The organism is Bacillus sp. Bwzl_19 (genome assembly GCF_054900515.1).
In genome coordinates this window covers 348606-370424 of sequence record NZ_CM142729.1, presented here as the reverse complement: position 1 = coordinate 370424, position 21819 = coordinate 348606, and the positions used below count along the sequence as shown (strand labels likewise).

Annotated in this window: 19 protein-coding genes; 8 read left to right on the top strand and 11 right to left on the bottom strand. The window is 48.6% G+C overall.

What is annotated here, in order from left to right; translation table 11 throughout:
* Nucleotides 1–151: 151 nt before the first annotated feature.
* From ACW5MY_RS01880 to gerKA, 3 genes are read right to left on the bottom strand one after another with little or no spacing between them, the layout of a single operon-like run.
* Nucleotides 152–1270, bottom strand: a complete 1119-nt coding sequence (locus ACW5MY_RS01880) for a GerAB/ArcD/ProY family transporter (protein WP_014469743.1) — start codon at nucleotides 1268–1270, stop codon at nucleotides 152–154.
* Nucleotides 1271–1294: 24 nt separating this feature from the next.
* Nucleotides 1295–2521, bottom strand: a complete 1227-nt coding sequence (locus tag ACW5MY_RS01875) for a Ger(x)C family spore germination protein (RefSeq protein ID WP_462061659.1) — start codon at nucleotides 2519–2521, stop codon at nucleotides 1295–1297.
* Nucleotides 2508–4148 (bottom strand): spore germination protein GerKA, encoded by a 1641-nt coding sequence (gene gerKA, locus ACW5MY_RS01870; RefSeq protein ID WP_014469741.1) that lies wholly within the window; start codon nucleotides 4146–4148, stop codon nucleotides 2508–2510. Before gerKA ends, ACW5MY_RS01875 begins: the two co-directional genes overlap by 14 nt.
* 122 nt (nucleotides 4149–4270) lie before the next feature.
* Here gerKA and ACW5MY_RS01865 point away from each other — a divergent pair, with 122 nt between their 5' ends.
* Complete coding sequence (locus ACW5MY_RS01865; RefSeq protein WP_014469740.1) at nucleotides 4271–4492, top strand: hypothetical protein; 222 nt, start codon at nucleotides 4271–4273, stop codon at nucleotides 4490–4492.
* Nucleotides 4493–4607: 115 nt separating this feature from the next.
* Here ACW5MY_RS01865 and ACW5MY_RS01860 read toward each other — a convergent pair whose 3' ends face one another.
* Complete coding sequence (locus tag ACW5MY_RS01860; RefSeq protein ID WP_014469739.1) at nucleotides 4608–6353, bottom strand: right-handed parallel beta-helix repeat-containing protein; 1746 nt, start codon at nucleotides 6351–6353, stop codon at nucleotides 4608–4610.
* Between the two features lie 279 nt (nucleotides 6354–6632).
* Between ACW5MY_RS01860 and ACW5MY_RS01855 the strand changes: the two genes are divergently transcribed.
* Nucleotides 6633–8111, top strand: a complete 1479-nt coding sequence (locus ACW5MY_RS01855) for a peptide MFS transporter (protein WP_013350987.1) — start codon at nucleotides 6633–6635, stop codon at nucleotides 8109–8111.
* A 42-nt stretch (nucleotides 8112–8153) separates the two neighbouring features.
* Here ACW5MY_RS01855 and ACW5MY_RS01850 read toward each other — a convergent pair whose 3' ends face one another.
* Genes ACW5MY_RS01850 through ACW5MY_RS01835 form a run of 4 tightly spaced genes read right to left on the bottom strand, consistent with a single transcriptional unit; the run spans nucleotide 8154 to nucleotide 10904 of the window.
* Nucleotides 8154–8615 carry a hypothetical protein gene (locus ACW5MY_RS01850; protein WP_014469738.1) on the bottom strand — a complete coding sequence of 154 codons (462 nt, stop codon included), beginning with the start codon at nucleotides 8613–8615 and terminating at the stop codon, nucleotides 8154–8156.
* Nucleotides 8615–8842, bottom strand: a complete 228-nt coding sequence (locus ACW5MY_RS01845) for a non-oxidative hydroxyarylic acid decarboxylases subunit D (RefSeq protein WP_014469737.1) — start codon at nucleotides 8840–8842, stop codon at nucleotides 8615–8617. The genes ACW5MY_RS01850 and ACW5MY_RS01845 overlap by 1 nt, the downstream gene beginning before the upstream one ends.
* Before the next feature lie 17 nt (nucleotides 8843–8859).
* The gene (bsdC, locus tag ACW5MY_RS01840) at nucleotides 8860–10281 is read right to left on the bottom strand and encodes a phenolic acid decarboxylase BsdC (RefSeq protein WP_014469736.1); all 1422 of its coding nucleotides are present in this window, start codon (nucleotides 10279–10281) and stop codon (nucleotides 8860–8862) included.
* Nucleotides 10282–10283: 2 nt separating this feature from the next.
* Entirely contained in the window at nucleotides 10284–10904 is a 621-nt protein-coding gene (locus tag ACW5MY_RS01835; protein WP_013350983.1) for a non-oxidative hydroxyarylic acid decarboxylases subunit B, read from the bottom strand.
* 83 nt (nucleotides 10905–10987) lie between these two features.
* Here ACW5MY_RS01835 and ACW5MY_RS01830 point away from each other — a divergent pair, with 83 nt between their 5' ends.
* The 6 genes from ACW5MY_RS01830 (at nucleotide 10988) to ACW5MY_RS01805 (ending at nucleotide 15739) form a co-directional block, all read left to right on the top strand.
* The gene (locus ACW5MY_RS01830) at nucleotides 10988–11860 is read left to right on the top strand and encodes a LysR family transcriptional regulator (protein WP_013350982.1); all 873 of its coding nucleotides are present in this window, start codon (nucleotides 10988–10990) and stop codon (nucleotides 11858–11860) included.
* Nucleotides 11861–11992: 132 nt separating this feature from the next.
* Entirely contained in the window at nucleotides 11993–12790 is a 798-nt protein-coding gene (gene tcyA, locus ACW5MY_RS01825; protein ID WP_289394443.1) for a cystine ABC transporter substrate-binding lipoprotein TcyA, read from the top strand.
* A complete protein-coding gene (locus ACW5MY_RS01820) occupies nucleotides 12777–13481 on the top strand; it encodes an amino acid ABC transporter permease (RefSeq protein WP_013350980.1) in 705 nt (234 codons plus the stop codon). The genes tcyA and ACW5MY_RS01820 overlap by 14 nt, the downstream gene beginning before the upstream one ends.
* Before the next feature lie 12 nt (nucleotides 13482–13493).
* Nucleotides 13494–14237 carry a cystine ABC transporter ATP-binding protein TcyC gene (gene tcyC / locus ACW5MY_RS01815; RefSeq protein WP_013350979.1) on the top strand — a complete coding sequence of 248 codons (744 nt, stop codon included), beginning with the start codon at nucleotides 13494–13496 and terminating at the stop codon, nucleotides 14235–14237.
* A gap of 98 nt (nucleotides 14238–14335) precedes the next feature.
* Nucleotides 14336–14965 carry a YczE/YyaS/YitT family protein gene (locus ACW5MY_RS01810; protein WP_014469732.1) on the top strand — a complete coding sequence of 210 codons (630 nt, stop codon included), beginning with the start codon at nucleotides 14336–14338 and terminating at the stop codon, nucleotides 14963–14965.
* Nucleotides 14966–15064: 99 nt separating this feature from the next.
* On the top strand, nucleotides 15065–15739 hold the full coding sequence (locus tag ACW5MY_RS01805; RefSeq protein ID WP_013350977.1) for a 4'-phosphopantetheinyl transferase family protein: 675 nt from the start codon (nucleotides 15065–15067) through the stop codon (nucleotides 15737–15739).
* A gap of 35 nt (nucleotides 15740–15774) precedes the next feature.
* On the opposite strand, the gene ACW5MY_RS01800 is transcribed toward ACW5MY_RS01805, so the two are convergent.
* The 3 genes from ACW5MY_RS01800 to ACW5MY_RS01790 all read right to left on the bottom strand — a co-directional run bounded on the left by ACW5MY_RS01800 (nucleotide 15775) and on the right by ACW5MY_RS01790 (nucleotide 21796).
* Nucleotides 15775–17085, bottom strand: a complete 1311-nt coding sequence (locus tag ACW5MY_RS01800) for an aminotransferase class I/II-fold pyridoxal phosphate-dependent enzyme (protein WP_061573951.1) — start codon at nucleotides 17083–17085, stop codon at nucleotides 15775–15777.
* 121 nt (nucleotides 17086–17206) lie between these two features.
* Nucleotides 17207–17938, bottom strand: a complete 732-nt coding sequence (srfAD, locus tag ACW5MY_RS01795; protein WP_013350975.1) for a surfactin biosynthesis thioesterase SrfAD — start codon at nucleotides 17936–17938, stop codon at nucleotides 17207–17209.
* An 18-nt stretch (nucleotides 17939–17956) separates the two neighbouring features.
* Nucleotides 17957–21796 (bottom strand): non-ribosomal peptide synthetase, encoded by a 3840-nt coding sequence (locus ACW5MY_RS01790; protein WP_289394134.1) that lies wholly within the window; start codon nucleotides 21794–21796, stop codon nucleotides 17957–17959.
* Nucleotides 21797–21819: the final 23 nt, after the last annotated feature.

Genomic DNA, 21819 nt, shown 5'->3' with positions numbered 1-21819 from the left:
GAAATACCGTTCGGAAAATATTAACACTACTAAACCTATATTTCCTAGTAAATTTATAAGAATAAATCAAAATGTACAATTGTCAGGCAAGTTTGTCAATGCATTCAGACAAAAATCATGATTTTAAAAATAACCCGGCGCATCGGCCGGGTTATTTCTTCGAAACTGTATAGACGCTCCCTTTGACTTTTTTCTTGATCACGGCAATGATAAGCAGCAAAACGGGGAACAGCACTTGAAACGGAAGATGAATATAGATCGGCACAATTTTTAAGCCTTCATTCATGTGTTCCGAAAAATTGCTTGCGATGCTGATGGAGAGAATCAGTACTCCCAATCCGACCGGCAAGGCCAGCTGGGACGGATTTTTCTCTTTAAACAGCGTGGAGACCCCCACGACAACCGAATATGTAAAAAGACTGACTTTGAAAAAACCGCCGATGACGAGCACGAGCATAAAAAAGACATCCAGCCGGTCTAAAAACTCTTCCACTTTAATCGTCTGTATGGTGCTCAGCAGCGGGAATTGAGAGCGGAGCATTAAGTTGACGTCCAGCACACAAATATTAATCGCCACCGACATCGCCAAAAACAGACCGCTGATGATAATCGCCAGAAATCCTGTTTTCTTCACTTTTTTCCGATCTTTTAAGTAAGGGAAAATCATGACAAACACGATTAATTCACCGAACGGGATGAACATGGTCTGTTTAAACACGGAATAAATGACTGTCCCCATGCCTTCCGCTAAGACAGGCTGGAGAAATCTGAGGTTTATCGTGCCGGAGCTGATAAGGAGGATCAGCCCGATGGCCGTCAGGAAATACATAATGCCAAACAGCAGCTCGCCGGCTCTCGCTATGACTTCAATTCCCTTTCTGACCGCAAATATCGCAGCAATCATCAGCATGGCATTCACAATGACAAGCGGTGTGTCCTGATAGGCGAAGGTGACAAGCATTTCGCCAAAATCCCTCAATACACGGGCGGCGATATAAGCAAAATAGAGAATATAGAGAAGAAAGACCACCCAGCTCAGATGCCTGCCGATCAGTTCGTTCATGTAATCTCTCGGAGAAGACTCAGGAAAATACTGATACAGCGCCTGATAAACGTAGAAAAGTCCGAGACCGACAACGCACCCGAGAAGCACGGACAGCCATGCATCCCGTCCGGCCATCGTGCCCGGCGGGATCAATAACGAACTGCCCAATTCAAACAAAATGATCATAATAAACAGCTGACGCGTGCCGATTTTGGCATTTTCCATGTGCTTTGCTCCTTTCTCCTCAAATCAATCATGCTGGAGCTCGTCTGAAAGAGGATTATTCCGCAAGCCCGTTCTTCTGATGATGACTTCCGTTTTTACATCCACGGGGAGATTAGGAAAGATTTCTTCATCCCACTTCCCTTTTAACTTTTTCCATTTATGCGGATGCTGCCGATAAATCAGGTCTCCGAAGCCGATGAAATCATTCTTATGAGCCTTAATATCTTCAATAGATTTGGTGATATCTTTGTCAAGCTGCGCGCTGAGCGCCTTTTGCATGGTCATCAGCACTTTCGGATCAGACAGATGGAAAGGGTATCTGACGGCGTCCACCAGTCCTTCGACCTCAGCATGAACGTGAATATGCGGTTTCCCGCCCGGAAAAGTGGCCGTCACCTTCGTATTCTGGCGGGTGACCTGCAGACTGATTGCATGCTTAACGTTCTTCCAATCCGCATTGATGAACGTATGCTTGATTTTGTTCAGCAGCCATACCGCGCCCACACTGTCGTCATCCTCGATCCAGTAATCGAGTCTCCCATCCTTTTTGAACACAGCCAATCCGTCAGCTGACAGCAGCGCTTTCGGTTCAGTCGTCTGCGTATTTTCCATCGTAGGACCGACTTTATCGTCTCCGTGCATTTCATAACCCGGTATAAACGGCGACCTGGTCGGAGAGGCGAGATCAATCAGAATGTCCTGAAGGCTTGTTTTAATGACTCTGCCGTATTGTTCCTGCGTAAAGCTGAGCGTCTTGTTCACTTTATTGGAAGGGATTTTATCAATCGGCGTCAGCACTTTAATAATGTCTTCAGCCTTGCAATTATGCGCAATGACCGCGGTTGCGGTCGTCCTGAATTCGGTGTCGCTTTCAAGATTGTCCAGAATAAAACTGAGCCCTTCCTCTTTCGCCAGCTTTTCACTGAACACCACAAGATTCGTATGCGCAAAATAGAGCCTTCTGGACACCTTCATCGAGCCTTTTCTCAAAGCTTCCGTCATATTGTCTCCGGACACGGAATAGACGGAAACCGGAGGCCGGTCTCCCGCTCCGCCGCCCTGCAGACCGCCGGCCACGTTTCCCGGGTTGATAATTTGAAAGTGAAGGACGTATTTTCCCGATTCGGTCCGGTCAATACCGATGGCGGAGATCACCGCCAAATCGGTCAGCTCTCTTTTATCCCAGCACCCGGATACAAACATGAGGGAAACCATCGTACAAAGGAGGAGTATCCATTTACGTCTTTTCATTACCGTCGCCCTCTTCTATATCTTTATTAACCATTCCTCTGGATGTCTCCGGTTTCGGTCTTTGATGTTCTCCTTGGCGCCTGTTGTTTTTCTGCACGAGCAGTCCCGGCCTTTTTTCATCCGCCCACAGCGGAGCGCGGAGAAGGGAATCCTTCAGCCCGCCCGGGGACAAAGGAGCGAGCGGGGACATATACGGAAAACCGAATGAACGCAGGCTGCACAGATGAACAAACATCATGATAATGCCCAGAATCAGCCCGTAAAATCCCATCACCGCCGCCGACAGAATAAAGACAAACCGGATCAGGCGCGCAGATATCGCCATGTCAAAAGCCGGGGTCGCAAAGCTGGCAATCGCCGTCAGCGCGACGACGATAACCATGGCCGGGGAAACGATGCCGGCCTGTACGGCGGCCTGGCCGATGACGAGCGCTCCAACTATAGAAACGGCGGAACCCGCAACTCTCGGAAGACGGACGCCCGCCTCCCTGAGAATCTCGAAGGCCACTTCCATCGTCAGCGCTTCAATGACGGCCGGAAACGGGACCGTCTCCCGCTGGGCGGCGATGACAATCAGCAGCTGCGTCGGAATCATTTCCTGATGAAAGGTCGCCGCCGCCACATAAATCCCCGGCGCCACCAGTGAAATGAAGAATATCAAAACCCGAAGCAGCCTGATGCTTGTAGCGATATCAAATCGTGAATAATAATCCTCAACTGATTGAAAAAATTGAATAAATAAGGCCGGTGCGAGGAGAACAAACGGCGTTCCATCCACGATAATCGCAAATCTTCCTTCCAGCAGATTTCCCGCAACAACGTCCGGACGTTCCGTATGATACACAGTGGGAAACACGGAAAACGGCGCGTCTTCTATAAGCTGCTCAATGTAGCCGGATTCCAGAATGCTGTCGATATCAATGTGCTTCAGCCGCTTGCGGACTTCCTTAATCAGCTTTTTTTCACAAATTCCGTTGATATACATCAGCGCGACGTCCGTATTCGTCTCGTGTCCGATCTCCATTTTTTCAACCCATACATCAGGCGTTTTTACATACCTGCGGATCATGGAAATATTGGTTTGCAGAGATTCTGTGAATCCCTGCCGCGGGCCGCGGAAGGACACCTGAGTGCTCGGCTCTTGAATGGACCGGTGTTCCCCTCCTTCCGTACTGGCGATCAGCGCCTTGTCAGCCCCGTCGACAAAAATGAGCGTGCTGCCCGCCACCAGCCCGGCAAAAAGGCTTTTCCATTTCTCTTCCTCTTTTACTCCGCCGATCGCAAGCGTTTTTTCGTATATCAGGCAGACCGCTTGTTCCGGCTGAACGGACGGAATATCGATTAAATCTTCCAGAAGAGATTGGCTGACAAGCTGTTCGTCTACCAAACCGGCGATATACACAATCGCGGCCGGAAGCTCTTCCTTTCCGATTTTCAGCCGGCGGATAACGACATCAGCACTGTTGCCGAACCTCGCAGACAGCTTCTTCATATTTTTCTCTAAGCTGAGGGAGATCGGCTCCTCCCGCTCTTTGTCTGATTTGTTTTCCGGTTCTTTTCTGTCTTCATTGCCACGGTCGTTTTGATCGGCTTTTTTTTGTTTCTTCTGCTTAAAAAATGGCGGCATATCGCAAAAAACCTTTCCTCGTTTTTTTCATATTCTTCCTGTACGGCAAAAGATTATGCACGGCGGAAAGTCTGTATAAGTTTTGCAAATTTGAAAAGGATAAAAAGGGAGAGTGATACCGCATGAAAATATTGGGGATTTCCATTTTTTTACTGACTTCCTGTCTGATGATTTCTGTAGGGGTGGATATGCTGCAAGGCTTCAGTCTCTATGGAGCGGTTCAAAACAACCTGTCCGCTTTTAAATTGATGACCTTCTCAGAATGGCTGATGCTGTTTTTCTTCGCCCTCTTTTTAATCAAAGAAATGTTGGCTTTATATAAAACAGGAAAAAAAGATGCCTGACAAGCGCCCGGCACTTCGTCACTGCTGTTGAAAGCTGTATTGTGTCAAAAAAGAACACATCGCTCCTTTTTTCGGAGTTCATGTGTTCTTTTTATTGTTCAGACGGTAATGATGATCAGATGACGATATTTCCGATTTCCGTATCTGTAGTGTGTTTTACAATGATGCCTTTGATAATGCGGTTGCCGATGATTTTCGTGCTTGCGGAGGAACTGGTTTGGATAGCCGAAGCAGAAGCGGCGGAAAGGTTGTTGATGGTATTCCCCGAAACGAGGGAATTGGAGGTTCCGTTCAGATAGATGCCGATCGGGCTGCCCGCCGTTCGGTTGATCGTGATGGTATTGTCTATGACTTCATGCGTTCCTGAGTTCAGATACACGGTAACGATAAGCGGTGATGATTCAAAGCGGTTGCCGATGACAGAGGTTCCTGAGGATGTCGAACTGAAAATGGGATAGTTTTTGTAGCTTTTGAAGAGATTGCCTTTGATGACAGCCTTGGCGTCGTTTGTCACAGATACGGCATAGGACTCTGCGGCGCCCTGAAACGCATTAGGGATGAGCGTATTTCCTTCAATGAGGGCATTTCCGCCTGTGACCCATATGCCCCGGCTGAACGATTTCAGCACATTCTGTTTTACGGTGATATTGCCGGCTGATATGCTGATTCCGTCTGTTACCTGATTCAAAGTGTTATTCATAAAGACGGCGTTTTCAGAAAGCGTGGCCCGCATTCCCGCGCTTCGTCCCGTTTCGGAACGCCCGTTTTCAATGACATTGCCGTCAACGGTCACATCTTCCGCCCGATAGACGGAAATGCCCGTATTTTCAAATTGATTGATTTTGTTGTGGGTAACGAGGACGCTTTTCCCCCTTACATCTATCCCGGTGGAAAAACCGGTAATCAGATTGCTGGAAATGACGGCATTGCTGCTGTCCTGCCCTTGTGACACACCTTGTCCGGCGATTCCGGTTCTTGAGCCGCCGTTTGACCAAAAGAGGACGTTCCCTGAAATGACGGTATGCGCGCCGTACCCGTAACTGATTGTATTGTCGGAATGATTTCCTTCAATTAACACGTTATATCCGTTAAAGTTGGTGACTGAGCTTGCGGTGTTTCCGTAAAAGAAGTTGTTGCGGATCGTAATATGAAGAGCCTCTTCATAATCAACATCGCCTTCTCCGTACGATTCAATATCGATTCCGAATTTCGGGGCTGTTCCATTTCCTTTCCCGGCGTCTTCAATCACGCAGTCTTCCACCGTGACGGTGTTGCAGCCGGTGATTGAAATGTTGTTGCGTCTTGACTGTCTGATATCGCAGCGGCGGATGGTTATATGTTCTGATGTTTCGTAATCACTGTTTGTTTTTAACCCGAGCGGACTGACAATAATGCCGTCTCCCGTAAAATCCGATATCTCCACATCTTCGATCAGTACATTGCTGCTGCCTTCAATACAGATTCCGAATCCCCATTCATGGGTCGACCGCAAAGGAACATTGATATACTTGTGTTCATCCCGATCCCCGATGATGCGGCCCCCGGTGATGGTGACATTTTCCCGCCTGCCTATATAGAAAGCCGAGTAGCCCCAGGAGCTGTTCGGCGTTACTTTAATCGTACATTCCGGATCCATGACGATGGAGAGATGGCTCGGCACATTAATTCCGGCGTTCCTAAACGGCTGGCCGCTGTCACCGCCAAGCGTGCCGTTGATTTTATACGTTCCGGACGGAAAAAACACCGTATGACAGCCCTCGCTGACGGCTTTGGCCAAACATTGGTTGATGGCGCTTGTCACGTCGGTTTTCCCGTCTGCCGCCACGCCGCAATCCGTTATATCCAATATACGATTCGGCAAGTGATGATCTCCTCCTTTCTCTCTTATTGCCATCTTATTCCGCCATATCCCGCTCCGCCTGTACATACTTTAAATTTTATTAAAAAAGTTTATAAAGATAGTTTAGTTAGATAATATACCAAAAATAAGTCATTGGAATTAGGAAAATACGTATATATTCTTCGTTATAATATCTTTTCATTCTGGAATTTTTTGAATTCAGTATAAATTATATTGACACAAGTATTATATAAGAATATGATTTTTGTAATACACTTTTTTAAGAAAGGGTTGGCTCAGGTGGCATCTATTGAAAAGGAAGCTATAACAGAAACTGTGCCGCAACGAGGCTTTTTCGGTCATCCCCGCGGCTTGTTCACACTGTTTTTCACCGAATTTTGGGAGCGTTTCTCCTACTATGGTATGAGAGCTATATTGCTTTACTATTTATACACGGAAGTCGCTCATGGCGGTCTCGGCTTTGATAAAAGCACCGCAGTTGCCATCATGTCCATATACGGATCTCTCGTATACATGTCGAGCGTCATCGGCGGATGGCTGGCCGACCGGGTATTCGGTACGGCAAACACCGTATTCTACGGCGGAATTTTAATTATGTTCGGCCACATCGCTCTTGCCTTCCCTGGCAGCACGGCGGCGTTTTTTCTCAGCATGGCTCTGATCATTATCGGAACCGGCCTGCTTAAACCGAACGTATCCAGCGTTGTCGGAGATCTATATACGAAGGAAGACGAGCGCCGCGACTCTGGTTTCAGTATCTTTTACATGGGGATCAACCTCGGCGGATTAGTTGCGCCGCTAATTGTCGGAACACTCGGACAGAAGTACAACTACCACTTAGGCTTCGGATGCGCCGCGGCCGGTATGTTCCTCGGACTGATTGTTTTCGCTCTTACGAGAAAGAAATACCTCGGCAAAGCAGGCTCCAATGTACCGAATCCGATTTCTAAATCATCAGTGATCGGAACGGGAATCGGAGTGGTCATCGCAGCCGCCGTTATTTTCGTTCTCATCCAAACCGGCTGGCTGACAATCCAGCGTGTAATTGACGTCGTCAGTGTCCTCGGCATTGTCATTCCGGTTATCTACTTTATCGTGATGTTCACAAGCAAAAAAGCGACAAGAACGGAAAAATCACGGCTTGCGGCTTATATTCCGCTGTTTATTGCGGCGGCCATGTTCTGGGCTATTCAGGAACAGGGTGCGACGATTCTTGCTTTATATGCGGATCAGCGCACGAGGCTTTCTTTTGCGGGAATGCATCTTGAGTCTTCATGGTTCCAGTCTCTGAACCCATTATTCATCGTTATTTTCGCGCCGGTGTTCGCTTGGTTCTGGATGAAGCTCGGCAAACGCCAGCCTTCAACACCGATTAAATTCGCGATCGGCATTATCCTTGCCGGATTGTCATTTTTAGTCATGGTGCTTCCGGTTATGGGCGGAAGCGGCGAGCTTGTGAGCCCGCTTTGGCTTGTGCTCAGCTTCCTTTTGGTTGTGCTTGGTGAGCTTTGCCTTTCACCGGTCGGTTTATCTGTCACAACGAAGCTTGCGCCTGCCGCTTTCTCAGCGCAGACAATGAGTATGTGGTTCTTAACAAACGCCTGCGGCCAAGCCCTGAACGCAAAAGTAGTCGGTTTGTTTGATAAGATTTCTGAAGCGGCCTATTTCGGCTCAATCGGGCTTATTTCCATCATTCTCGGTATTATTTTGGTTCTTCTTTCTCCCGTTATTAAACGGGCGATGAAAGGCGTACAATAATAGAAAAGCCTGCGGAAGCGTCCGCAGGCTTTTTTTGTGCGTTTATTGTTTTAACTCCTCAAGCGTTTCGCTCCATCTCTTCAGGACACTTTCCGGCTCGTGAAGCTGAATGGCCGGGCCGGACGTCAGATCAGCGTATTTCGCCCGATCTTCCTTGACGGAAATCACGCGGCAGCTGAACCGTTCCCGCTCGTATTTCGCCTCTTTCAGCGGCGGAAGCGCCTCACATTCCAATGTGACGTAATAGGCAGCTCCTCCGTGCCAGGCGATGAAAAGAGCTTGTCCCGAATGCAGCAGGCTTTTTACAGTCGTCGTGTTTTTCCATAAGGCGATCCGGAGATTTGTGCTGCTCACGGCCAGAATCTCACCGGCGCTGATCATGGCCGCGTGCGGACGGCCTTGTTTTGTCACGGATTGCAGTACAAATGCATCGTGCTGCTTTTTCTCAAGCTCCGTCCCGTCTAAAAGCGTGTAAAGGGCTTCCGGTAAATGCTCCGTCAGCATTACGCTTTTCTTTCCGGAACAGCGGGAACTTGAGTGGCCGTCTCCGTTTCTTTCGGATCAATTTTAAATGCCGGGTTGAATGTTTCCGGATTCGTGATGCTTTCCGGTTCACAGGATCTCCATGTGAAAAAGCAGGTCTGGCATTGGTATATTTCCCAAGCGCCTTTGACCGGCGATTGGCTGACGGTTTCTCCTTTTTTCGATTCACAGCGCGGGCATGTTTTCATTGCAAACTCATCCTTTCTTATTGATTCATTAAGTCCATCAGTTTTTGTTCCCACTCTTTTGTTGTCAGCGGAGAATCAAGCGGCTGCGAATAATGGCCTCTTGTTTCCGGCGCGGCAGGTGTTGTGGCGTCAAGAATCATTTTGTGTGTCATCCCTGCCGGATCAGACCCCGGGTCAAGCGGAAGAACGGACAGGTCAGGAATAATGACTGCGTCGTGTTTCGGATGCATTTTCGTTGAGAGCGCCCACATGACTTGCGGCAGATTAAACGGATCGACATCCTCATCCACGACAATGACCATTTTGCAGTAGCCGAGTCCGTGCGGCGTTGTCAGGGCGCGCATGCCGACCGCCTTAGCAAAGCCGCCGTATCGTGTTTTCGTTGAAATGATGGCGATCAGACCGTGCGTATACATGGCATTAACGGCGACGATTTCGTTCGGATATGCTTCCTTCAGCTGCTGGTAAAGAGGCACGCACGTATTAATGCCGATCATATAATCGCACTCCGTCCACGGCATGCCTAAGTACAAATGTTCAAAAATCGGATTGTTTCTATGATATACACGTTTGATTTTGATCACCGGCATGCTGCGGCCGCCTGAATAATGACCCGTGAACTCACCGAAAGGGCCTTCGTATTCCCGTTCTCCCGCGAGAATCTCTCCTTCTAGAACGACTTCGGCGCCCCACGGGATGTCTAAGTCGGACAGCTTGGATTTGACGATTCTGTAAGGCTCCCCTTGAATCGCGCCGGCCATTTCATACTCGGATTGATCGTATAACAAAGGAGTTGACGCGGCCGTCGTAATCACCGGCTCACAGCCCAGCGCGATCGTAACGGGAAGATTCACACCCCGTTCTTCAGCCTGGCGAAGATGAATCGCAATATCATGCTGAGGCACGGGCTGGATGCCGAGGCGGTCTTTTCCCTTCACCTGCATTCTGTAAATGCCGACATTCTGCTTGCCGAAATTGTCCGGGTCTTCAAGATCGCGGGAAATGACGCACGCTTTATCCAAATAATAGCCGCCGTCTCCCTGGTTGATTCTGAATAACGGAAGGATGTCAAAAAGATTGATGTCTTCCGTTATTTCATTTTCATGAAACGGCGCAGTTTCTTCCCGTTTGACCGATACCGGAAATGAATCGTACCGTTTGGCGAACTCAAAGAATTGTTCTTTTACAGGCGTATCTTTCGGCATGCCCAGCATCATCGCGTGATTCGGCCAGGAGCCGATGACATTCAAGGCGACCTGCGCATGATGTTGTCCGTAAATATTGTTAAACAAAAGTGCGGGGCTTTTATCCCCGAGGTTGCTGGCTGCACGCGCGGCGGCGCCCAGATCCGGCTCCGGTTTTACCTCTTCGTTGACTGTTAACAGCTGCCCTTCTTTTTCAAGAGCGGCGAGAAATTCCCTAAAATCCTGATAGGCCATTATCAGATTCCTCCTTTTTGTTTTTCAATTCCGTACCACCGTTTCGCTTCCGGCAGACGGATGCCGAACTGGTCGAGCGTCCGGAACACAATGTGGTCGATCAATTCGTCCATGTCAGCCGGTTTGTTGTAAAAAGCCGGCATCGGCGGAAGAATGACGGAACCCATTTTTGTAAGCGCTAGCATATTCTCTAAATGGATTTGGCTGAGCGGCGTTTCTCTGGTCAGAAGCACAAGTTTTTTCCGCTCTTTCAGGATGACGTCAGCCGCTCTTGTCAGCAGATTGTCAGCCATTCCGGTGCGGATGCTTGCAAGTGATTTCATGCTGCACGGAGCGATGATCATCCCATCCGTTTCAAACGAGCCGCTTGAAATCGCCGCTGCCTGGTCTTTGTGAGAATACGTATAGGACGCCAGTTTCTCTACATCTTTTAACGTATAATCGGTTTCATGTGTGATGGTGACATTTGCCCAAGGAGAAACGACAAGATGGGTTTCGATCTCCGCGGCCTTTAAATATTCTAAAAGCCTGATCCCGAATATGGCTCCCGTAGCCCCGGTCATTCCGATGACGAGTTTCATATTGAACCCTCCTTTACGCTTGAAATATGGTGTCAAAACCATCATACTCCTGATATCCATATGAAAAATATTCGTTAAATCTATATATCATACCCTAAAGGTATAAAAGAAAGGAGCGCATTCTCATGGATATCCGGCAATTGCGTTATTTCGTCACCATTGCCCAAGAGCAGAAAATTACGACGGCCGCCAAAAAGCTTCATATGGCTCAGCCGCCGTTAAGCAGACAGCTGAAACAGCTCGAAGAAGAATTGGGCGTCATTCTGTTTGACCGCAATAAAAAGAAACAAATGACCCTTACATATGAAGGAAACGTATTTTTGAAAAGAGCGAAAGAGATTCTTCATAAGTTTGAGGACGCCATTATCGAGGTACAAGAGCTGAAGGAAGAAGCAGCCGGCCCCCTTGCCGTGGGGTCAACCATTTACTGCGCCGCACTTATGCTTGAGAAAGTGTCGCAGATGAAAGAGCAGTATCCTCATCTCACCTTTAACATTTGGGAAGACGAACCCGTCTCACTGCTGGAGCTCCTGGAATCCCGACAGATTGACGCCGCCGTCACCACCACCTTGATTAAAAGCGACAGCATTGAATCGAAGGAGCTTGAAGACATTCCGTGTGTATTGGTGCTGTCTGAGCATACAAAACGCCTGTGCGGAGAAACGATTAAGCTGAAGGACATCGCTTCTTTGCCTCTGATCCTTTTGCGCACCGTCAATGGAAGGGGTGTGTATGACCAAGTCCTCCATGTTTGTGAACAGTACGGTCTCGACCTCCAGGTTGTCTGTGAATGCCATGACTCCGCGACGCTTTTGAGCCTCGTCTCATCTGGGTTCGGAGCCACGATTCTGCCTTTGACGATGATTCCCGTCCATATGCGATCGCATGTCAAAACGGTCGCCATCGAGGACAATCCGTTTGTCATGACACCGGCCGTCATCTGGAGAAAAGACAGCTACCTGCCGAAGCCGGTCAGACAGTTTTTGCAATTATTTTGACCCCCCGGAAACACGGAGATTTCACGCTCATGAAAACCAATTACTTGACTCATACTAAAAAAAAGTTATCCTTTACAATTGGGAGCTATTTTTTCTCAATAAAACTAATCAGAAAAGTGGGGAATAAAGAAAATTAAAAAAGCATTATTGGCTTTATTCATGATGGTCAGCATCGCGGTGCTTGCAGCCTGCGGAAACTCACAGGACAGCGGATCTAAGTCAAAAGACGGCGATCTTTGGGCTTCTGTCAAGAAAAAAGGCGTACTGACCGTCGGTACAGAAGGAACGTATGAACCATTTACCTTCCATGATAAAAAGACTGACAAACTGACCGGTTATGATGTTGAGGTTATTCAAGAAGTCGCGAAACGCCTCGGTCTGAAAGCTGACTTCAAAGAAACGCAATGGGACAGCATGTTTGCCGGATTAAATGCTAAACGGTTTGACGTCGTCGCTAACCAAGTCGGCAAAACAGGCCGTGAGAACCAATATGATTTTTCTGATAAATACACAACGTCAAATGCCGTCGTCGTGACGAAAAAAGACAGCACGATTGCGAAAGAAGCTGATGTCAAAGGAAAGACAGCGGCTCAATCATTAACAAGCAATTACAATAAATTAGCTAAAGAAGCCGGCGCGAAAATTGAAGGCGTTGAAGGCATGGCTCAATCCCTTCAGCTCATTCAGCAGGGCCGGGCTGATCTGACTTACAACGATAAGCTTGCCGTACTGAACTACTTAAAAACGTCCGGTATTAAGAACGTGAAAATCGCGTTTGAAGCAGGCCAGCCGCAACAAACTTATTTCGCATTCCGAAAAGGAAGCGGCGAACTTGTGACTCACGTCAACAAAGCGTTAAAAGAAATGAAAGAGGACGGGACTCTTTCTAAAATAGCTAAAAAATGGTTCGGCGAAGATGTTTCTAAGTAACATGCCTGAGCCCGTGATTGCGGCAGCCATTCCATGGGATCTGGTGCAGCAGTCATTCTGGCCGATTCTTTCCGGGGGAATCTATTACTCGATTCCCCTTACCATTCTTTCCTTTATTTTCGGAATGATCATCGCGCTGATTACGGCGCTCGCCAGAATGTCAAATATGAAACCATTGAGATGGGTGTTCAGCGTATATGTATCAGCGGTGCGCGGCACTCCTCTTCTCGTTCAATTGTTCATCATTTTTTATCTGTTCCCGACCTTTAATATTACACTGGACCCTTTCCCAAGCGCTGTCATCGCATTTTCACTAAACGTAGGCGCCTATGCTTCTGAAATCATTCGGGCATCTATTTCATCCGTGCCGAAAGGGCAATGGGAAGCCGGTTATACGATCGGCATGACCTATCGCAAGACATTGTTCCGCGTGATCCTGCCGCAGGCGTTTCGCGTGTCCATTCCGCCATTATCAAATACATTTATCAGCCTGATCAAGGATACATCTCTCGCGTCACAGATTCTCGTCGCGGAGCTGTTCAGGAAAGCCCAGGAAATCGGCGCGCAAAACCTTGATCAGATCTTGGTCATCTATATTGAAGCCGCCTTTATTTATTGGATCATCTGCTTCTTGCTGTCAATCGTACAGCTTGTGATCGAACGGCGTCTCGACCGTTATGTGGCCAAATAAGGAGGTTTCGATATGCTTTCTGTTAAAGGATTAAATAAATCATTCGGCCAGAATGAAATTTTAAAAAAGATAGATATGGAGATAGAAAAAGGGAAAGTCATCGCCATTCTGGGACCGTCCGGTTCAGGAAAAACGACGCTTCTGCGCTGTCTGAACGCGCTTGAGATTCCCAATCACGGCGAGCTGGCATTCTCCGATTTTTCAATAGATTTCTCCAAAAAAGTGAAGCAGGCTGATATCCTTCGCCTCCGCCGCAAATCAGGCATGGTCTTTCAGGCGTATCATCTGTTTCCTCACCGCACGGCACTTGAGAACGTCATGGAAGGACCCATTCAAGTGCAAAAGCGCGACAAAGAGCAAGTCAGAAAAGAAGCGATTGAGCTTCTTGAAAAAGTCGGACTGAAAGACAAAATGAATTTATATCCGTTCCAGCTTTCCGGCGGTCAGCAGCAGCGTGTCGGCATCGCCCGCGCGCTTGCGATTCAGCCTGAGCTGATGCTGTTTGACGAACCGACGTCAGCGCTTGACCCGGAGCTGGTCGGCGAGGTGCTCAAAGTTATTAAGGATTTGGCGAATGAAGGCTGGACGATGGTTGTCGTCACGCATGAAATCAAATTCGCGCAGGAAGTGGCCGATGAAGTCATCTTCATTGACGGCGGCGTCATTGTGGAACAAGGACCGCCGGCCCAAATTTTTTCCGCGCCGAAAGAAGAACGCACGCAGCGGTTTTTGAATCGTATACTGAATCCTTTGTAGGAGCCGAAGAAGAAGCGAAACACTGATTTCGCTCTTCTTTTTTTTGGCAGTTATGCTACAATGACAATTAATGAGATTTTATGAAAGAAGGGACCTCTTTGAAGCGGGAATTCGTGATGCGCTGGACGTTTTATTTTGCCGGTCTGTTGATTTTGTCTTTCGGGGTATCTTTAACCATTAAAGGAAAAGCTCTCGGCATCAGCCCTTGGGATGCCTTTCATTATGGGCTTTTTCAGCATTTCGGTCTTTCCGTCGGGCAATGGTCCATCGTGGTCGGCGCGGTGATCGTCGCTTTAACCTGCCTGTTCACGAGAACGCTCCCGAAAATCGGCGCCATCTTGAATATGCTGATGATGGGAATGTTTATTGATTTTTTTTCATTTCTGCTTCCTGAAGCGCACGCTTTTTCCTTAGCGGCCGTGTTTTTTTCTTTCGGATTGCTGCTGATCGGCTGCGGCGTCGGTATTTACGTATCGGCCGGGCTCGGCGCGGGCCCCCGGGACTCTCTGATGCTGCTGATTTCTGAAAAAACGGGCTGGAACGTGCAATGGGTGCGGAACGGCATTGAACTGACGATTCTTGCCGCAGCCTGGACGATGGGCGGACCGATCGGAGCCGGAACCATTATTACGGCTGTTTTGACCGGGCTGATTCTGCGTTTTTCTTTGCCACAATCCTCTAAACTGTTAACATATGCGATCTACGGGCGGGCAGCGTCCGTTCATTAAGAACAAAGCCGAATCGGTTTTGTTTTTTTTATTGCCGGACAGCTTGCGTCTGATATGATAGGATGGTTTTGACAATATTTGCAGACGGAGGATCTGGACATGAAGATTTACGGAGTATATATGGACCGCCCGCTTTCTCCAAAGGAAGAGGATCGGATGATGGCGGCTGTGTCCGCTGAAAAGCGGGAAAAATGCCGGCGCTTTTATCATAAAGAGGATGCTCACCGCACCTTGCTGGGCGACATGCTCATCCGCACCATTGCGGGGAGGGCTTACGGACTTAATCCGGCTGCGATTGTATTCAGCGTCCAGGAGTACGGAAAGCCGTATATCCCCGCGCTTCCGGACTTGCACTTTAATATTTCCCATTCCGGGCGCTGGATCGTCTGTGCCGTTGATTCAAAACCGATCGGTATCGATATTGAAAAAATGAAGCCCGGCACGATTGATATAGCGAAACGTTTTTTCTCGCCTTCAGAGTACAGTGATCTGCAAGCGAAAGATCCCGATCGGCAGACCGATTATTTTTATCACCTGTGGTCAATGAAAGAAAGCTTTATCAAACAGGCCGGAAAAGGGCTTTCCCTGCCGCTTGATTCATTCAGCGTCCGCCTTGAAGAGGACGGCCGCGTGTCCATTGAACTCCCGGACGGACATGAACCTTGTTTCATCCGCACATATGATGCGGACGAAGAATATAAGCTGGCGGTTTGTGCGGCTCATCCCGATTTTTGTGACGGGATTGAGATGAAAACGTATGAAGAGCTGCTGTAAGCATAGAAAAAGGAGGGTGTCCCCCTCCTTTTTTGTCAGCCGGATATTTCCGCCTGTTTCTGAAGCTGCTTTGCTTCTTGATAAATTTCTTCAAACAAATCCGCGATGTGTTCTTCTTCAACGCATGAAAACGCGATTCGCAAATCCGTTTCATTAATGGATATCGTCCCGATTCCTCTCTTTTCAAGCAATGACACTCTCAATTCGCCGGCGTTTATGTCTTTCAGCCGGACACACATGAAATAGCCTGAGTTAAACGGATAAGGCGTCCATACGTCTTCATAGTGCTTGTTTTCTGCAAGAACGGCTTTCACTTTGTCAGCCCGTTTTTTCATGATGTTGTATTTCAGTGATTTTTCTTTCTCATATTCCGGTGACTGCATCGCCCGCAGCATGAATGTTTGGGACGGATGCGGAGCGCTTGAAATCGTTCCTCTGATAATTCCTTTTGTTTTTTCCTCGAGCACGCGCAGCGCTTTTTCGCTTTTTGTGCTGTACGTAATAAAACCGACGCGGAAGCCCCACGCGTAATTTTCCTTTGTGGCTCCGTCTATTTTCACGCAAAGCACCCTGTCATGCACTTGGGCGAGTTTGCTGAAGATGGATTCCTGAATGGCCGTTTCATCGTAAAACAAATTGTAATACGCATCGTCTACGAGTACGACAATCTCTTTGCCGGCCTCCGCTGCCTCCAGAATCACGCTGACGATTTCTAACGCTTCCTCTTCCCCCGGCGTATAGCCTGTCGGATTATTCGGGAAATTCAGCACGACAATCGCCTTCTCTTCCTGCTTTTTCAGCAGCTCGGACAGACCAGCCGCATTAAAACGCCCATCCTGCTGAAAAAGCGGGTACGTCTCAATAGATGCCTTGCGCCGGACACCGAAAATGAAGTTGTAATTTCCCCAATATTTATCAGGCAGAAGCAGCGTATCCCCTTCATTGACGAACAAGTCGGTGGCAATGCTCAGCCCGTGTGTCAAAGCGTTTGTCACGATCGGCGTGCTGATGTCTTTGCCGGCTAATGAAGGATTTTCGAGACGCATTTTTTTCAGCCATTCCTGTCTGAGCGGCTCTTTTCCCTGCGGCGGAGCATAATCGTAGATATCATCGGGGTTATAGGCGGACAATGTCTCTTGTATATGGGAAAAGTGCATGGACTCTCCTTGTGAGGTGGCGATTCCGATTGTGGCATTATACTTTCCGGCCTTGGCTTTCGCTTCCGCCGATTGCGTCAGCACCCCTTTCGGATAAAACAAATCTTTGCCCAAATCAGAAAGCATATGAAGCACGTGCGGGTTTTCATCAGATAATGTTCTGTTCAGCTCTTTAGCTGCATCATTCATGTACGACAATCCCTTCAAAGTGATATTCCATTAAATCATAACATAAAATTTTTGATAAATGAGAAAACTCCAAGGCCGATTTTGTTACAAAAAACAGACAGCGGATGCTGTCTGTCACATTTTATAACAATTGGCCTGCAGTGCTCCTGTTAATAATCTCATAAATTCGTTCCGCCACTTTTTCAGTTTCACTTAAAATGAACATGTGGCCGTCCGAAAACTCATGGAATATGGGATTTGCGGCCCATTTTTTCCATCCGTCCGCATCTCTGATACATTTATGATCCTTCCGCCCATTAAAAATATGGACGGGTGATTGAATGATGTGAGAATCAGACGGGCGGAAGCTTTCAAGCGCGCGGTAGTCGGATCTGAAAGAAGGCAGGAAAAATGACATGACCTCCTTATTTTCCACTAACTCCTGCGGCATTCCGCCAAGCTCGATAATATGGGCGAGAAATTTTTCATCATCAAGATGAGAAACTTTTTTCCTTTCCGCATGCGGCGGCTGGATGGCTGAGATGATCACGGCCTGCGGGTAAATGCCTTCCCGCTCCAGCTTTTGCGCCAGCCTGAAAGCGACCATGCCCCCCATACTGTGGCCGAACAGCACAAACGGGCGGTCAGGACTGAGATTCAACTCCTGCTTGTACAAGCTGACGAGCTGCTCAAAATCTTCAACGGCGGACATTTGATTTGTTCCGTGTCCCGGCGGTTCCGCGGCAAGCATCTCACACTCACCCTGAAGATAGGTGTGGAGCGGGCGGAATGATGCGGAATAGCCTCCTGCGAACGGAAAACAGATGAGCTGCGTTTTTTCTGTCGTATCGAACGATTTAAAGAGCTGGACCATTAGCGGCTTCCTCCTTTTCTATCGTGAAGTTGTCAGCTTCAGATGTTCATTCCTTAGGAATTCGAGCAAATGTGCCGCATTCCTTTCGAGACAATCTCCCTGAAGCATTTCTGCGTGAGTGCCGCAGCCTTTTTTCACACGGTATTCACCTGTCGTGGCTTCCTCCCACGAAGCGAGCCACGGCGGCATCGCAAAGTCCGGTTCTGATGTTAAAAGATCTATATCCGCGTTGACCGTGCCGGTGCTGACGGTGTGCACGAAATAAGAATAAAATGCGTTTGTTTTTTTGGCGAGCCCTTCTTTGACGGCTTCGTTATTCAGCGCTTCATTGTCCCGGTTCACCTTCATCAGCGCCTGAACATCACTTTCTACGGTGCGGCCATCCAAGTCGCTGACGCCTTGTTTTTTATAGGAATCCACCATGATCAGCCGCTCCACTTCACGGCCTTCGGCTTCAAGCCGTTTGGCGGTTTCAAAGGCGAGCGTGCAGCCTGCCGAGTATCCGAACAGCTTGATGGGCCCTTCCGGCTGAAGCTGATTGATCAGCTCAGTGTATCGGTCGATACGGTTGTCTTCCTCGATGAAATCGAACGCACAGATTCTGCAGCCGGACAGCTGTTTTGCCAGCGGCTGGTACATCAGCCCGTAACCGAGAACCGGCGGAAATGCAAACAGTGTGTCAGACTGATCTTTATTCATGATTGTGAGATCTTTCATTCCTTTTTCTTCACCGTGAAGCAGAAAATCGGCAATGCCCGCGATTGTCGGCGCTTCGAATAACAGCTTCACCGGGATGTCCGTACCGAGCTCTTTTTTAATGCGTGACGCCGCGGTCATCGCTTTTAAAGAATGGCCTCCGAGTGCGAAGAAGTCATCATGAATCCCGATTGATTCTGTTCCGAGCACCTCGGCCCAAATGCGGGCGATGCGTTCTTCCGTTTCGTTGCGCGGCGGCGTCTGGTCTTTGTCTGTCCGCTGCTTCGGCTCTGCTTTCGGCAGCAGGGGTTTGTTCACCTTGCCGTTTGGCGTGAGCGGGAGTTTCTCAAGGATCGTGAACGATTGGGGCACCATGTATGCCGGAAGCTGTCTGCTTAAAAAGACTTCAAGCCCGTTCGTGTCAATTTCAGCGCTGCATACGAGGTATGCATCAATGTAAGCGTCTCCCGATTCATTGCGGCTGACGGCTGCAACAGCTTCTTTAATACCTTGATACGCTTGGATCTGCTTTTCAATTTCTTCAAGTTCAATACGGTGTCCGCGGATTTTGACTTGATCGTCAATACGGCCGGCAAATTCAATCGTGCCGTCCGGGAGCCAGCGCGCCAAGTCGCCCGTGCGGTATAGGCGCTCACCGGGCTTGAATGGATTCGGGATGAATTTTTGCTTCGTCAAATCTTCCCGGTTGAGATAGCCGTTTGACACACCCATTCCGGTCAGCGTCAATTCACCGACCGCTCCGAATGGCTGCAGCCGCCCTGTTTCCGTGAGAATGTAAGCGCCCGTTTCATTCAGCGGCCTGCCGATCGGGACAGCCGACATGGATTCAGGAATGTCATGAATGGTATGAGCCGTTGCGAACACGGTCACTTCAGTCGGCCCGTACACGTGAATGAGTCTGCCCGGCCCCATGATGCGGAGCGCTTTTCTGACATGGGCCGCGGAAGCGCGTTCTCCGCCGAATAGGATATGCCGGAGCCCTTTCATCCACTCGCCACCCGCGTCTGTCAGCACATTAAACAGCGCGGTTGTGACAAACATGACGGTGATGCCTTCTGAAACGATCAGCTCAGTCAGCTTTTCAGTATTCAAAATGGTGTCCTTATCCGCAATGACGAGCCTTGCTCCGTTTAAAAGCGATCCGTAAAAATCGAAGGTGAAACCGTCAAAGGCATAGTTGGAAAGAGAGAGCACCGTATCCGTTTCGGATATGCTGATATAGTTTGTGTGTTTGGCGATTCTTTGAATATTGGCATGTGTGGTCACATTGCCCTTCGGTTTGCCCGTTGTTCCTGACGTGTACATGATATATGCCGGCATATCGGCGCCGCCGGATGCTTCCGGTTCATCAGAAGGGGCATCAAGCCCGTCTTCTCCGTCAATGCACATCAGGCTTCCCGCATTTGGCAGCTTCTCAGCTTCCGCATACAGCGCTTGATGCGTCACGATGCAGCCGGCTTTGCTGTCTTCAAGCATGTAGGCGATCCGGTCTTCCGGGTACTCCGGATCGATCGGCAGGTATGCCGCGCCCGCTTTTAAAATGCCGAGAATTCCTGCGGCCATCTCACAAGAACGCTTTACAAACAAAGCGGCTACTGATCCTTTTCCGATTCCTTGTTTTTGTAAACGGTGCGCGAGACGGTTTGATTCTTCATGAAGTTCCCGGTAAGTCAGCGTTGTTTCTCCGGCTGTTACTGCCGGCGCGTCAGGATTTGCTTCAGCCGCCTGACGGAACCAATCCGTCAGCTTTTTCGCCTCGGCAGACAGACGGGACGGATTAAGGTCTGTGACAAGCCGTTTCTCTTCAGCCTCATCTATGATATTCACCGTATGCAGGGGCGCTTCCGGATGCTGTACGATATAGCTGATGGCTGTCAGCAATTGCGATTTCAGCCTGCTGATAAACGCTTCGTCAAAAACACTTTCGTTGTAAGCCAGCTTGATCAGCATTTGTTCACCCGGCGACGCCATGACATTCAGATCGTAGTTTGATTTTTCAAAGACGTGGACATCTTCCATTTCAAACCCGTTCTGCCGTGCTTCTTTGCTGTCAGCGTCTTGAAGCGGATAGTTTTCAAAGACGATGATATGGTCAATCAGTTTCTGCTGGGAAGCCTGGCTTTGTATGTCATAAAGCGGGACATATTGATGCGGCTCTGACTCCAGCGACTGCTCCTGAAGATGTCTGAGCAAATCTTTGAAATTCATGCCGTCAGTGAGACGGACCCGCTTCGGCACAACATTGATAAACAGTCCGACCATATGCTCAACGCCTTTAATATCCGCGGGACGTCCGGACACGACTGTACCGAACATGACATCATCCGTGCGCTGATAGCGGCCCAGTATCAGGCTCCAGACGGCTTGAAGCGCCGTACTGAGAGTCGTATGCTGTGATTTGGCGAGCTCCGTGAACGCTTTTGTTTCCGCTTCGGGCAGGGAGAAAAGCAGTTCCTTCGGCTGATATTCGGCTTTCTGTTTGTTCCTTTGCTCGGCGAACGTCGTCTGACCCTCGAAATCTGCCAAATAGCCGCCCCAGTAGCTGAGTGATGCCTGCTTGTCCTGTTTTTCCAGCCATTTAATATACTCTTTATAAGGCTTGACCGGTTTTAAACTGTAAGGCTTGTTTTCTCTTAAAGCATTATAAACTTGAAATAAGTCTTGAACGACGACGCCGAAGCACCAGCCGTCAAGCAGAATATGGTGATAGCTCCATACCCATTCATAGCGCTTATCCGCTTTTTTGAAGACGGCGGCACGCATCGGAATGTCACGGGTCAGCTGGAATCCTTTCACCTTATCTTTCTCTTTATACTCATTGATGGCGGTCATCTGTTCGCTTTCAGAAAGATGTGTCAGATCGATTTCGTCAATATGAAAAGTTCTTTTTTTCAGGACGACCTGCACCGGGCGTTTGACTTTTTCATGGATGAACACGGTACGAAAAATATCGTACCGGTCCACAATGACGTTCATGCTTTCTTCCAGCATCCTGACGGAAAAATCACCTTTTACTTTCATTGTCATTTGTTCGATGTAAAAGCTTTGGCCGGGATTCAGGAGAGTATGAAACAGCATTCCCTCCTGCATCGGCGACAAATAATACATATCCTGAACTTGATCCTTGCTGAATTGGCTCATCTGCTCCGCTCCCCCCTTCTGTT

Excerpts from the sequence above, each read along its gene's own strand:
- ACW5MY_RS01880 (WP_014469743.1), bottom strand. The coding sequence starts at position 1,270 with ATGGAAAATGCCAAAATCGGCACGCGTCAGCTGTTTATTATGATCATT.
- ACW5MY_RS01875 (WP_462061659.1), bottom strand. The coding sequence starts at position 2,521 with ATGAAAAGACGTAAATGGATACTCCTCCTTTGTACGATGGTTTCCCTC.
- gerKA (WP_014469741.1), bottom strand. The coding sequence starts at position 4,148 with ATGCCGCCATTTTTTAAGCAGAAGAAACAAAAAAAAGCCGATCAAAAC.
- ACW5MY_RS01865 (WP_014469740.1), top strand. The coding sequence starts at position 4,271 with ATGAAAATATTGGGGATTTCCATTTTTTTACTGACTTCCTGTCTGATG.
- ACW5MY_RS01850 (WP_014469738.1), bottom strand. The coding sequence starts at position 8,615 with ATGCTGACGGAGCATTTACCGGAAGCCCTTTACACGCTTTTAGACGGG.
- ACW5MY_RS01845 (WP_014469737.1), bottom strand. The coding sequence starts at position 8,842 with ATGAAAACATGCCCGCGCTGTGAATCGAAAAAAGGAGAAACCGTCAGC.
- bsdC (WP_014469736.1), bottom strand. The coding sequence starts at position 10,281 with ATGGCCTATCAGGATTTTAGGGAATTTCTCGCCGCTCTTGAAAAAGAA.
- ACW5MY_RS01835 (WP_013350983.1), bottom strand. The coding sequence starts at position 10,904 with ATGGTTTTGACACCATATTTCAAGCGTAAAGGAGGGTTCAATATGAAA.
- ACW5MY_RS01830 (WP_013350982.1), top strand. The coding sequence starts at position 10,988 with ATGGATATCCGGCAATTGCGTTATTTCGTCACCATTGCCCAAGAGCAG.
- ACW5MY_RS01820 (WP_013350980.1), top strand. The coding sequence starts at position 12,777 with ATGTTTCTAAGTAACATGCCTGAGCCCGTGATTGCGGCAGCCATTCCA.
- tcyC (WP_013350979.1), top strand. The coding sequence starts at position 13,494 with ATGCTTTCTGTTAAAGGATTAAATAAATCATTCGGCCAGAATGAAATT.
- ACW5MY_RS01805 (WP_013350977.1), top strand. The coding sequence starts at position 15,065 with ATGAAGATTTACGGAGTATATATGGACCGCCCGCTTTCTCCAAAGGAA.
- ACW5MY_RS01800 (WP_061573951.1), bottom strand. The coding sequence starts at position 17,085 with ATGAATGATGCAGCTAAAGAGCTGAACAGAACATTATCTGATGAAAAC.
- srfAD (WP_013350975.1), bottom strand. The coding sequence starts at position 17,938 with ATGGTCCAGCTCTTTAAATCGTTCGATACGACAGAAAAAACGCAGCTC.
- ACW5MY_RS01790 (WP_289394134.1), bottom strand. The coding sequence starts at position 21,796 with ATGAGCCAATTCAGCAAGGATCAAGTTCAGGATATGTATTATTTGTCG.